The organism is Nocardia sp. CA-135953, from assembly GCF_050955735.1.
GTDB lineage: Bacteria > Actinomycetota > Actinomycetes > Mycobacteriales > Mycobacteriaceae > Nocardia.
Window position 1 is genome coordinate 4,702,177 of sequence record NZ_CP192082.1, and the last position, 14,548, is coordinate 4,716,724.

At 64.0% G+C, this 14,548-nt stretch carries 2 protein-coding genes and 1 pseudogene; 2 read left to right on the top strand and 1 reads right to left on the bottom strand.

What is annotated here, in order from left to right:
* Positions 1 to 39: 39 nt before the first annotated feature.
* Entirely contained in the window at positions 40 to 711 is a 672-nt protein-coding gene (locus tag ACQPXH_RS21675) for a hypothetical protein (RefSeq protein ID WP_433598368.1), read from the bottom strand.
* Positions 712 to 4,806: 4,095 nt separating this feature from the next.
* Here ACQPXH_RS21675 and ACQPXH_RS21680 point away from each other — a divergent pair.
* Both ACQPXH_RS21680 and ACQPXH_RS21685 read left to right on the top strand, forming a co-directional pair.
* Complete coding sequence (locus ACQPXH_RS21680; protein ID WP_433603529.1) at positions 4,807 to 14,172, top strand: sigma-70 family RNA polymerase sigma factor; 9,366 nt, start codon at positions 4,807 to 4,809, stop codon at positions 14,170 to 14,172.
* Positions 14,097 to 14,543: pseudogene (locus ACQPXH_RS21685) on the top strand (Uma2 family endonuclease); the annotation flags it as partial. The gene ACQPXH_RS21680 and the pseudogene ACQPXH_RS21685, both read left to right, overlap by 76 nt.
* Positions 14,544 to 14,548: the final 5 nt, after the last annotated feature.

Below are 14,548 nucleotides of genomic sequence, written 5' to 3' on the forward strand. Positions count from 1 at the left end.
GAACTCGAGCAGTACATCGTCATCGGCATCGCAGCGGTGCTACTGGCCAACCTCCTCATCGACACCGCCGTACCGATGAAAGCCGCCAGCGACCGCATCGCCGCCGATGTCGCCGCCACCGCCGCCCGCCGCGACACCCTCGCCTTCATGTTCCAACGCATCGCCGCCTTCATGCGGCGATTCCCCGGCATGGGGCTCGCCGTGCGCGCGACCATCATGGGCGCGGTCTCCATGGGCGGCGTCGTCGCCGGTGCGCAATACGCCCAGATCCTGCAGGGCCGAGGCAAACCCGGACGCCGCACCAGCATGGATTGGGGCCAGGTGGGGGTGGCGGCGACCGCAGGTGGTGCCGGTGGCCTGATCGGCTCCCTGGTTACCCGCGCGATGCTGCCCGGGCTCACTCGCCTCGCCGCCGGTGCCGCGACACCGGCAGGACGCACGACCGGACGCGTCGTGGCCGTCGTGCTCGCCAGCGCCGGCGGTGGAGCCGCAGGTGGGGCCGGTGCCGCGGTGCTTGTATCCAAGCTCACCGACACCGAACTCACCGGCCGGCAGGTTGTCCAGATGATCCTGATGGGCGCCAGCAGTGGCGCCATCGCGGGCCTCGGCACAGCAGTGCGCGTGACCCGAGCCTCGAGCGCCGCCCGGCTCCCCGAGGGGACCGCCCCCGAGATCGGCGGATCCAGAGGCAGTCGCGATGACAGCTGGCACGACGGGCTCCCGGTCCGATCAGCGCCCGACTGGGCCCTACCGCACGGCAGCGCCGACACGCCTCGGCCACGCGAGGAAACCATCCCTGAGATCGGCGGATCCCGGGACGACAGGCGCGACGGTCTCCTGGGCCGAGAAACCACCGACGAAGGCCAAGCACCCTGGCAGCCGCCCAAAGACGCTGTCGCCGACATCAACGAGCTCGGCAAGTTGCGCGATAACGAGAGCGGCGGGTCACTAGAAGATGCCTTCCGCAAACTCGATGAGGACGGCACCCCGCCGCCCTCGGATCCCAACCAACCGTCATCGGGCACCCCGCAGACCCCACCCGGATCGCCGACATCTCCCGGAGGCACATCCGAACCCAGCCACGGCTGGAGTTCCTGGGACGAAGCCCTGCGCGGACTCACCGAGGGCAGCTTCGGAGCAGCGCCGGCCGATCCCATGGCCGCGGCGGGAGGTTCGTCGTCGACCAACCTCCCCGGCACCGCCCACTACCAAAGCAGCCGACCCGAGTCGCCTCCACAGATGGGTCTGGCTGGGAACGTCGTCGCCGCCGAGGGCCAGCCCAGCACCACACCGGGATCCGTGTTGACGATGACCGCCAACCCCCATGCGGAGAGCAACACTCACGTCGGTACCGCCAAGGATCTCGGCGGTACCGGAGACGGCAACGGGCCAGGCGTGACCGCGGGACCACCTGTCGCACACGGGGATTCGCCGATCGGAGGGGGACCGGGCGCAGGTTCGGCCAAGTCCGGGCGCGGGCCGGGCGAACTGCCGCCCGACCCCGACGAGGCCGTCCTCCTCGACCTCGACTTCTTCGATTACGAGCCGGTTCCCACCGAGCCGGTCATACCGGGCGGTGACTCCCCCGCGCCGATGCCGCAGACCGCGGGCGCCACAGCGGTCGAATCAGGGCCGGGCAATGGGTCCGGTTCGCCTCCGTCGGCCATCCCGACGGAGGCAAAGAACCCAACCGCGTATGCGGGTGCGACACCTGGTCCCGGCGGCCCACCGACTGCCACACCTGAGGCCAACAGGCCCCCCACCAACCAACCGGCCGGGCAACCCAACGCACCGCAGCCCCAACCCACGCCGCAAGCCGCACAAGGCAACGCACCCCAGCCACACGCCACGCCAAACGCCGCACAAGGCAACACACCCCAGCCACACGCCACGCCGCAAGCGGCACAGGGCAACGCCCCGCACCCAGCCAATCTGCAAGGTGCACAGGCCAACTCGCCACAGCCGCCGCACACCGCCACACCGACACCCGGCGCACCCGCAAACAACCTTGCAGCCCAGGCGATCCCACCCACAGCCCTGGCCGGCGCGGCGGCACTGGCCGGGCATGGGCCGTCGAATCCCGACACCACCGCAGAACACTCGGCATCCCTGCCCGCGATGTCGGGCGGGCAGCCCGCCGACAACGACCAGACTTCCAGCGATCCCAAGGAATTCCCCGACCAGGACGAGATCGGCACCGTCGTCAAACCTCCGATGCCCAGCTACGTCCCCGCACAACCGCAGGTCGACGAATATCCGAACAACGCGCCCGACGAATACACCAAACCACCGGGCACCACCTACACCATCCCCGGCCAGCCGGACACACCAGACGGCCCACCGCCCAACGCAATCCCGATCCTCCCGCACCCGCCCACCCCGGCTGTGCCGGAAAGTCGACCCGCCATACCACTCACCGACCGGCCACAGGTCCCGATCCCGGACACTGCCATCCCCGGCATGCCCGACGAAAACGACCGCGGGCAGAAGCCGCGCCTACACGACTCCGAACCACCCCTGCCCCGCCACGACAACGCCCCCGCGCCGCACCTGCCCGCCACACCGGCCGACCGCCCCACCGAACTCACCCCACCCTCCCACTACGCGACCACACCGAACTCGGAAACCCCCAGCGCACCAACCGATCCCACCGTCGAGCCACAACTCAACCGCGACAGCACCCAATACATCCCCGACCCGACCATCCAACCCACCCGCGGCGGCGCACCCGCCTCCACCCTCGCCGGCCCATTGCCGGAACCAGTGGTAGCGGCACGCCCCGTCCCGATGGCCTCGGCCAACGACCCCAAGAAGCGCAAATCCAAACCGAAGGCACAGTCGGAGCAACCCCAGACACCACCGCCACTCCCCGCGGCCGAACCGCCGCCAACGCCAACACCTGGAGCGCCGAAACCTGGTAAGCGCACCAACCCGTCGACGCCACCCATCCGCGACCAGTTCATTGTCCGCCGAGACGGCGGGGATACCGGCGTAGTAGGTGAGGAAGGAGAGCGAGTCCGCCCCGCCGGACGTGCCCGCGCATGGGTGCGATCGCTACCGCAGAAGTTCCCCTGGCTCACCGAGGATCTGATCGAAACTGCAGTACTGCTGGTTTCGGAGACGGTGGCGAATTCGCTGCGGTGGACCCAGCACGAGGTCGCGGTCATCTTGACGGTGACCGACTCCGGCGACGTCCGCAAGGTCCGGTTCACGGTCACCGACAAAAGCCCAGTCGTCCCGGAAGGCACCGACATGCCCGACTGGGACGCTGAACGCGGCCGCGGCGGCCCGTTGGTAGACATGCTGTCGGCCGACCACGGAACCATCGTGCAGGACAACGGCACCGGCAAATCCACCTGGTTCGAACTGCATACGCCACCCGGTGCCGCAGAACTCGGCATCCCGAGCGCCGCTCCGGACAACGACGACTCCGGTTCCGACGCAGCCACCGCACCGTCGCCCCCCGAGCCAACTCCGACGGCGGTCGAAACCGATTCCGCGGCAACCGAAGATCGAACTGCAACCGAACTCGGACAGTCCACTCCCCCCCGAGCGTCAGCCGGTGCCAGGTCCGTACCGGCCGAGTCGAAGGCTGTTTCGGATCCAACAGACCCCAGAGACCCCGGCAAACCTGGGCTGCCTGTCGCCGACCCGAACGACTCGGCGCAAGCAATTCCGAAGTCGCCAGAAGAACAGCGGTTTGTCGACTGGTATCGCGCACGACTGACGGGCGAGTCCGAGCAGCCGAGGCAGACATTTTCCGAATACCTCGAAATGCATTATCTCGAAATGCAACAGGTGCAGCGATGGCTGATACGTGCGGGACTCGAGACGAATAGTCCGGAGGTGGAGGCGAGGGGGCGGTTTCCAGCACCCACCGAAGACGACACCCCAGCCTGGTTGTCTGATGTTCGACGGTATCTGGGGGTGCTACCGCACCGGATGGACGAGTTGCTGGGCGCTCCGGAAGGTACGTGGGAAGCCGCCGAGCAAGGCGACCGGGAATTGGATCTGGAATATGTGCGGGCATTGCTGCGCCGGGCTCCGGACGCACGTGAAACCTATCGAGACCTTGCGCAACACCATTACCCCGCACTACTCACTCGGGACGGCGTAGCAGCTTATCCTGAGGGTTACTCCCACTTCGGCGAGTACCTGAATTTCCTCATGGAATCCGCACAGGTGAGCCGCCAGTGGCTTGCCGATCGGATAGGGAAAACGAGAAGAGTCGTCGGGAATTGGGTGAACGGGACGCAATCTCCTCCGAAGAAGAGGATCGACGAGGTGTCCGCGGTGCTGCCGTTCCAGCATGGCGTGACATACGACGAGGTTGCCGAGAGCTTTCCCTACTTGCCGAGGGAATCGCTGATATATCCGAGTCCGTATGCCGAGGAGTCATTCGGCGATTATCTGCGGCACTTTCGGCGCGTGAATCGACTCAAGATATCCGAAGCGGCGCGGGTTCTCGGACTGGACGAACAAACAGTGGTACGCCATGAGGAAGGAGCAATCGACGCGGGTGAGGAGCGCGTCATGTTGCGAACCTACCGACGTGTTCTGCACCATGCCGGCGCTTGGAACGACATGGTCGACGCGTGGGGATGGGAATTCACCTACCGGATGGATCGGAACGGCGAAGCGATTCCCGATCCAGCCTTCTATGATTCGGTGCGCGACTGGATCAGAGCAATACGCCTTTATCACGACCTGACTCGGGAGGAATTCAACCGAAGAGTAGTCGAATCGCGCGACGCTATTGCCGACACGGTGAATCGCAGGACACCTCTCATTGTCTACCTCCGGCAGATGCGGGACGCATTGGGCATTCCAAACGAAACACTGGTGGCAGCATTACGTCGCTTCCACTCGCGTGCTGACACAGCGACGGAGGAAGCAGCCGAGGACCGCCTGTTCTGGGATTTCATCGCGACCAAGCCGGATTCGCCGGAAGAAGGAGAGATCCGGAACAAGATAATCGAAAAGTACATGCATGTCGCAGAGAATGTGGCGCGTCGTTGGGAGATACCCAATCAGCAGCCTGACGACCTCTTGCAGATAGCATGCGTGGCGATCATGGTCGGCGCCGCACGAAACTTCGTTCCGCCGGGAAACTTTGCGGCCTTGGCCCGGGACCACGCATACTATGCCCTCGCTCGAGCATACTTCGAGTACCGATATCCGAACATAGATCAGCAGACACGACAACTGGTCATCAAAATCGATGCATATGTCAACAAAAGAGAAGAGCGGGGCTCGTCACCCAATGAAGCCGAGATCAGCGACGCACTAGGGGTTGAACCGGCGAAGGTTACGGAAGCTCTGATTCTGAGCACGCAAGGGCCTGAAGCGCTGAGAGAACCCACCGACCGCGAATCTTATGCAGGCCAGCGCGACGATGCGGAACAACCCGCACCATCTATAGACCCGACTTTTGCGGCAGAAATGCGGGAGGTTCTGTCGAATCTTCCCCACGCAGAAGAAATCGTTCTGCTGCATTTCCACGAAGAAATGGAGCTGACCGAAGTCTGCGAGCAGTTGGGGATCACGCTGGAAACCGCGCAACGAGTCATCACACAAGCGGCCCAGGCACTCCGAGCAAGATTCGCCGAAGCAGACCAAGCAGGCGGGGAGACGGTCGGCGGATCCGGAGCGGGCGGTACCGACGGGAACGCTACCCCCGGCCCGAAAACTCAGTTCTACAACGACATCGATCCAGCAGTCGATCATGGATTCATCGACCGGCGCAAGGCCGACGCACCCTGGGTGCTGAACAACTTCGGCCCGGTTAATCCCGGACCACAGAAACCGAAAAACGCACCGTCTACAGGCACAGCGCCCGAGACTGCACCTGTCGAACAGGAGCATCCCGCATACACCTTCGGTTCATCTGTCGCGGAACCCGCCGACGCCCCCTCACCGCTGCCGCGACCAACGGCTCCGGCGGACGGTTCGGCAACGGGCGTGCAGCAAACCGAGTCGACACCACCCGCGCCAGCCCGAACACTGTACGACGGTGCGGAAATGAGTTTCCGTCCCGAACTGGATGATTTCTGGCGGGAGCCGGTCGAGGCCATCGTCCTCGATCAGGACGACGACGGCCGCTTCCTCGGACCGGACGAACAGCCATACAATACCGTGGGCTCGGATCCATTTCTGCTGCATCGCAACGGAAAAATCGTCACCGCACGGTATCGCGAGCATCCGAATCTGCACAACGCATATCTTGCTCAGCACGCCGATGAGAATGAGCGGCGTGAAAACGCGAGACATCACGGTCCGAGCATGTGGGCCGGATTTGGATTATGCCGGATGGTCGAGGGAATACCCGAATTTGTCATCGCGTTCAGCGGCTTGTTCAAAGATGATATGCAGAAGACACCCAAGTTCTGGGTTCAGCTGCGGCACCGCTTGAGCCAGAACTTCGATCTCTCGACGATATTTTTCGAATTCGGCCACCATAATCTCGGTGGGGCATGGTGGGATCACCCGGAAAACAACGGCGAGTGTTCAGCGGCAGCACTGGTTCCGGAACCGGGTCTGTCCAGGGATAGGTTCGCGGTGAGCAAGCGGGTAGCCGAACACCTCCGCGGCGGCGGTGACGACTTCTGGTTCGAAGTCGAACATGTCGGGTTCCCTTATGGCGGTGGCCTGTCGATCAACATGATTATCCATCCGGTGCTCGGCGACCCGGCCCGGCTGACAGCGAACATCAGCCCGGCCAGTACGACGGCTACGGCCGAATATCAAGATTTCGATCCCGGCCCGGAACCCGAACGGACCTACCCGGCGTTCCGCACGGTCCATGACGTATTGACCCGATGGCTGTCCGCTTCGGGATTCGCCTGGGCGGAAGGCACCGAAGCAATCCTCATTCCGGCTCCGGCGGCCGTGCGCACACCGCGGGACTCCGCATCGCGGCAGACGGCGGAACCGGCATCGGGTCAGGCCGCGCAACCGGCAGAGGATCCCGACGCGAACTCGCAATCCGACGTCGCACCGAGGCTGTCCGATCGAGCGGCGGATCCGGCAACCATGACGTTCGAGGAGTTCCGTGACGAGTACCACTGCGTCATGACCGCGGTGGCCGCCAAGGAAAAGAACCCCGGTCAACCGCTGACCGAGGAAGAGCGCCTCCTTTCGGAGCAAGACTGGAGGGCGTTCAGCCGGAGCAGGGGGTATTCCGAAGCAGATATTGCCGAGTACGAGCGGTGGTTGGAGCTCTCCGGCCAGAAACAAGGACTTCCCGGTGCGGTGAACGACCCGTGGCGCCGAACCCACACCATCACATTTCCCGGCGGCTGGGAATCGGCACTGTACGTCAGGCATGTGGAAGCGCGCATGGCCCAAGACGGCGCCGAGCCGATCCCGCCAGAAGTACTCGAGTCCTACCGAACCTGCAAAGCAGTTGCCGACCAAAGTCTCATAGCGCCTTGGGGCGGCGACAAGCAGACGAGCGAAATGGAAGCTCCCCTTCCCACCACCCCGGACACCGCCGATGACTGGCTTTGGGTCGACGATGAATCAACCGCCCAGTCGGGAACAACCGATCCGGCGCCGCCAGCCGCGACACCGCAGACACCGGCATCGCCGGATTCCGCGGTCATCGAGGACGACGAAAGTGATTCGGCCACTGGGAATTCCGGCGAATCTCATCCGGCACAGACCGTATCCGTGTCCGAAGACCGCCCCACTGCGGTCCCCCCAGCACCGGCAGGCAGCGTCCCCACTGTGGTGGAGGCATTGGACCTACCTCCGCAGCGCGCCCGGGATGCCGCCGGTGCGCCGAACCCGGTACAGCATCGCATGGGTGTGCCCTGGCACGGCTTCGCAAACGCTCCCGGGGTCGACAACAAGGCACGCGCGAATCCCGAAGGCGCGCCGCCGAATCCGACAGTCACTTTGCCCACAATGCCGTTGGCTGCGGGCGGTGGTGGCGGCAATGGGGGTGGATCCGGCTCGAGCGGGACCGGAACGGGCGTGACTGGACCGATCGATGTTGTCGGCACGATTGCCGGGGAATTCGGTGGGGACCGCGCGACCGAAGATGTCGAGGACCTACTGCCGGGCGAGCGCGCGCACGCCGAAACCACCGACCGCGAACTGAGAACTGCTGCGCACGAGTCGGATTCGGGACAGTCCGACGACACCGCGGCAGGTGCGTCGAGCCAGCAGGCAGGTAGCGACACCACCCAGCTGCCGGCGTCAGCCGCAACGGACTCCAGCACCACTGATGTATCCGATTACGTCCTCAAATGCCTCCCCCAAGCCGCGCACGCCGCTTGGGCCGTCGGCTACGACGGCGCGAACCTCCCCGCCGCAGACGCGGAAACCTGGCCAGAACTGCAAGCCAGTCTGCCCGGCAGCTTCACCAAGGTTTTATTACCACCCAAAACCACCTCCAACACCGGCACCTATCCCCTCACTTACCTTCTCGACGCCCTGGAAAATCCGAAGAACAAAATCAAAGCCATGGTCCTCGTCGTCGACGACGGCAGTGCGGCCCACGTCTTATTCGCTGTCTGCGTAGGCAATAGCGAAACCCTCATCTTCGACACCGACGTCCCCCAGCCGTCCACCACCACTCGCTTCGACACCACCTCCGACGAAGAACACCGCGCCCTACAGATCCCCCGCGTGCGCACTCGCGACCAGTGGAAGCCGCTCTTCACCGATATCAAAGACGCGTTCGTCCTCAACCTCGCGGAAGACGCCGCCGGTCTTCTCCACCCCATCACCCCACCACATATCGACGGCCCCACCGAGGAACAACAACAGTATCTAATTCATGGCCGACCCGGCAACAACGCCGAAGGACCGGACGAATCAGCGGAATCCGACCCGCAGGGCAATCCCGCACCCGATACCGACGGGACTGCCGCTTCGTCGAATTCCAGCTTCCTGCAATGGATCCGCGGCAAGAAACGCCCCAAGACCACGGGCGGTTCCGCCCCTTCCTCTGCCGAGAACCAGCCCGCCGCGCAACAACAACCTACCAATTCGGCCTCCGACGAGCCTGCGTCTACACGAGAACTGCTCGTCGTCAACAAGCCATTCGCGCATTTGATACTGGGCACGATTTATCTTCCAGGCGGACAGGTCGGTAACAGGATCGGCAGCATCGCCGCAACGAGTGCCCTGCCGTACGCGCTGATGCATGCAGGGCAATCGCCGAAGTTGGCCGCCACGGCGGGTGCCCTGGCATGGGGCACGAGGCTTCTCGACCTGCACGCAGGCATCGTCACCGATCGCCGCGACCGGAAAAAGGTGATGGTCTACGCGCAATCGATCGGGGCTGGAGCCGCAGCGACAGCCACCGGCTTGATCCTCTTCGACGCGCCCCATCTCGGACTCGGATTGACTGCGGCAAGTGTGCTCGAAGGTATTGCGGCGACCTACTATTTCCGCACATATCTAGCAGTTGTCGGGGACATCCTCACCAAGGGCCAGGCGCCATTAGGAAACGACTTCAAAAATACCGCCGGGTCCATAGCAGATATCACCGGTCAAGCACTGGGTCCCGGCTTGTTCGGCATCGCGCCCGCGGCGCCATTCGGCCTCAACGCCCTCTCCTACTTGACGAATCTGCCAAACCTCTGGAAATTGCCCTTTCCCACCCAGATCTTCAACAAACCGGGCAGCTTCCTCCGTGATCTTGGTGAAGGCGCGCGGGTACTGTGGCGGGACACATTTCTCCGCGAATTCACCGGGATCGGCACGCTCAACAACGCCGCTTGGGCAATGATGGGATTCCGCACCACCACAGTGCTGGAAGCCTCCGACCTGCCGGGCTGGGCCGTCGGCGCGGTGGTCGCCGCACCCGCGGTTGGTGGGATGCTGGGTGGCATTCTGCGGAAGCTGACCCGCAAGGTAGAGGCCAGTACCTTTTACCCAGTCGCACTCGCCAATATGGCCGGGTTCTTCGCGCTCCAGGCAGCGACCACCAACCCCGCTGTGATAGCGGCCGCATCATTGCTGGACACGATGGTGATGACGGCCATGAACAGCCGGGTCGGCGCATACGAGACAGTGGCCATCCCCTCGGAAATCCGAGGCCGAGTGGGGGGTGTGAAAGGCACATTCCTGGGTTCTGGCCCCTCTGTCGGCCTGTGGGTGAGCAGCGCGCTGGTGGGCAGCTCCGCGGCGACCACACACAGCGGCGACGTTCTCGCCGCGCTGGCGGCGACCATCACCGCAATCACCGCCGCCGGCTACACCGCTCTTCTTCTTGTCCGGAAGGGCCGCGTCTTCGTCCGAATTGTCACACGAGGCCGTGGCTTGTTCGGAGGACTGTCGTACAAGCCCTTCCCCCTGACCGCACCGGCCCAAGCGCATACCCAGAAACCAGCTGGCACTGGCCCGACCGAGCAAGCGACGCCAAACACCCCAAACCCTACCGTCATCCAGAACTGTGCCATCCAAATCAGCCGCGTACACCGAGCAATCGGCGACGACACCGGACCCGACCCCAACGACAAAGACCCCCGATGGGATGCCGAAGACAACTGGCGGATGATCGAAAAGACCCTCGGCGCCCAACTTCGCCCGATGAAAACCAAAGGCACCGACCCCGTTGCCAAGGCCGTCGAAATCATCCGCGACAAGAGCAACGATATCGACAGGGTCGCCGTCACCGTCGACGAACATATCCACTACGTCGTCGACGTCGAGGGCGAAATCCTCGTTTTCGACACCCTCATCGACGACCCCGACAACGACACCCTGCACGTACGCAACGTCAAGGGCGACAACAAATGGCAACCCTCCTACAGCACCTTCGAAAACAGCTTCTATGCCGCCTTCACCCACCGTGAGGGCACCACCGCATCCGGCCGCCGACAGTTGCCCGGACCTCTGCACATCAAACATCCACCCAAGCTCCAGGGTCGCCCCGACACTCCGCGGGATCCAGCCGATCCCCACGAGTCCGCACCGTCGACATCCGACAACGGCACTGGGCAGGGTCAAGACACACCGGACATCGACCAGCACACCACTGAGGTCCAAGGACGAAGCACCGAGAACGACCGACATACCGACGCCAACGCACGGACCGCACCGGACGCGGCCGATCATACTCCCGCAGAATCGAGTATTGCGGACACTAGCGAAAGCGATTCCAGCACAACCAGTTCCGGCAAATCAATAGCTCTTGATGGCACCAGCTCCGCCGCACCGACCGACGACGAATCCCGTGCCCGCGGGGGTGGCGGCAGCCCATCCCCCGGCCCACAAACCCAATTCACCTACGACGTCGACGACGACGCAGTCGACCACGGATTCTTCAAACGGCGCAAAATCGAGGCCGGCTTCGTTCTCAACAACTTCGGCCCAGTCCAACCCGGGCCACGCAAGCTGAACCCGAAAAACCCGAATCAGGCATCGGATAGCGACCCGGGGCAGTCCACGAACGAGGCCGCCCCCCAGGGCACACAACCGAATCCGCACGCAGGCGGGGGCGAAGGCAACGGCGGTGGCTCCGGCTCGAGCGGCTTGGGCGGACCAGTCGCAGATATCCACGCACTCGCCGAAATGCACACGTCCGACGGCGGTATCCCCTCCTCGGGCGATCTGCCGAGCGAGCAATCGGAAACCAACACCACCAGCACCGAACCGAGCACCGTTGCAGACCAACAGAATTCAAAACCAGGAGGAGCCGCCGCGGCAGAGTCGGCGGGGTCCGCCGCAACCGATTCCAGCGAGACCACAGCTGCTTCCGAACAACCCATACTGGACGCGACCGTCGACTCGCCGAGCAAGCACGGCGATACGGATGCCGCGCCATCGGCGGTATCCCCATGGAGCGGAGGGGAACCAGCGTGTCGAGTACCGGCGACACCCTGGAATAAGCGCCAGAAAACACCGCACCCAACCGAAGCACACGCGCCCGAGCCAGCGGCGCTGCCAACAGATCCCGAGCACGCACTGTCCCGAGCTGGTGAGTCGGGTAGCAGCCATGCCGAGAACGAGGCCGACACCAATATTCCCGAGCGATGGCTAGCGGAACGTGCTCGTGACCGGGAGCGCATCGCTGCAATTCAATCGGGCGATGTCGCGGCTTTCGATGAGTTGTACAGGAACTACTGGGGACTCGCCACCAGCGTCGCCGCGGAAATTCTCAGTGACCCGACACACGTCGAGGATGTGGTGGGCGATTGCTTCGTCGCTTTGTTCGCCGCCATCCGTCGAGGTGGCGGGCCGACGGGAAGTGTCGGCGCGTATTTGGCGGTGTCGGTCCGCCGTGCCGCAACCGCATTCCGCAATCGTCCCGACCAACCGCTCCTCATAGGTGGCTTTCAACATTGGGTAGACCAGTCTGCGGGCAATCCGGGAAGTGAGCTATCGGGGGATTCCGCAATCAATCTCGCGTTCAAGGCACTACCGGAAAATCTACGAACAGTCCTGTGGCTCACCGCAGTAGACGGGCGTACCCGCGAACAGGCGGCGGAGCAGCTCGGGTCGACGCCAGACGAAGTGGGGAGGCTCGCGGCCTTGGCCCGCCGCATGGTAAGGGCCATCGTCGCCGGTCAGCCCACGCCGACGCCGACCACCCGAGCAGCGGACTCGGAGTGGCCCGCGTTGGGTCTCCTGAGCAACCCGACGAATCAGCCGATTAAAGAACCGTCGGGTGACCCGACGTTGTCCGAACAGGAAAAGCTCCTCCGTTTGCTCGCCACGGGCATGACCTATCCGCAAATCGCTGCGGAGCTCGGAATTTCCTTGGGCGCGCTGCAGGCACGACAAGCCAAAATCGCACGCGAGTTCGGGACCGGTGAGAGAGCCGAAATACTCGCGGCAGCGCGAATCCGGGGTCTCCTCACCGACGAGCTCGGATCGACGGCCCCCGAGCAAGAGGCACCGCCTGATCCGCAGGTCGCTTCGTCTGCTGGATCGGCTGATCCGGTGGTAACGCCTGCTCAGTTGAATTCAGTAGCGATCGAAAAACTTTCGCGCCGCGAAGCCCAAGTTGTCGGCCTGGCAGCATGTGGACTATCAACCCGTGCCATCGGGCTGCGGCTGAAAATCGCACCGCACACCGCAGAGGACCATCTCGGTCGCGCCGCCAAAAAGCTGGGTACCAAGGGACGGGACGCGACGATAGCCGCGGCAACACGCCCGGAGAACCCGTCCGAAGACGACGAAAGCAGTTCGACCACAGCGCACCATGATCCTGATAACAGCGCGGAAGTTGCGGCTGACCAAACCGACACCACCCCCACGCCGGACCCGGCAGGCGCATGGGCCGATGCGGCCGAAACACCCTCGACCACAGTGGATCCCGCCGATCAGGCGAACAGCCAACCCGTTACCGAAAACTCACGGGCCACACCGAATCCGCCTGTGCCACAAAACGATCATGCCAATGCCAGCACGGTTGATACGGACATGATCCGGCAGGTGCTACCTGCAGAGGTGCACACTGCGGAGACCCTTGACAACGAGCACAGCTCCGTCTTCAACGTATGGCGCTGTACCGAACGATTACTGGGTGATCTCGGTCTGGCGGACGAGCCGATACCCATGGGATCGGACGGCCGACCACAGTGGCCGCTGGGCCTGATCGGAGCCACCGCACAAACGAACGGGTATTCAGGTGTGGCCCTCGCACCTGGGCAAACCTTTCGAGCTATCGGCCTCGACGCGAAGAATGCTGCGGTGCGCCACGCGCGCATACACAACATGACACTGCCGCACGAACGTTCACGCATGCGCGAACTCAATTCGCAGCATGCCACCACGCGCTGGGACCAGGTGTATGTCTCTGCGAAGGACAACGCGCTCGCTCTGCATTCCCGGTTGACAGGGCGCCTGCTGAACCATAGCCAGGTCGAGGTCACCCTCCGCCTCGATGACGCCGACAACACAACCGGAACGTTCGAGGCACGACTCCCGATCGATGCCCCGGAGGTGGTCGGCCCGTCGTTGGCAACCATGTCGGGCGGGTTCTGCATCCGCAATGGAATCGTGGTCACCGCGATCGCGCTGCGGCACGAGGGCGAGGACACCGATCGGCAACAGCTGACCGAAGATTTCGGCGGTAGCGCCGCTCCGGCGGACAGTCGGCGCGAGCCGGCCGCCCCGACGCTCCGGCCCAGTTCCGGCCCGGCGACCGCTGGCGCGTCAGCTTCGAGACCAACATCTTCCTGGGAACCAGCGGAAAGTCCGACTTCGTGACCCCGGACTTCCTCGTTCACCGCTGCCTCGATGCGCCGTATCAGGACGTTCGTGCAAGCGATGTGCTCCTGGTCGGCGAAGTCCTGTCCCCATCCAACACACAGACCGATATCGAGGCGAAAAAAGGCCGCTACGCAAGCGCCGGTATTCCGTGGTATTGGGAAGTGACATTGGACCGCGACGTCAGCGCCATCGCAACGGTCCGTGCCTACGGCCTCGACATCGGGCACGCCCAACTGCCGGACGGCGTCCACCCCCTGCGCGCTGCCAACTACATCCTGGCCAGCGAATGGAACCCCGCGAACCCGGACGGTATCGCGATCGATGCCCCCTTCCCCATCGCCATCCCCTGGACCGAACTCGAATACTGACCCGA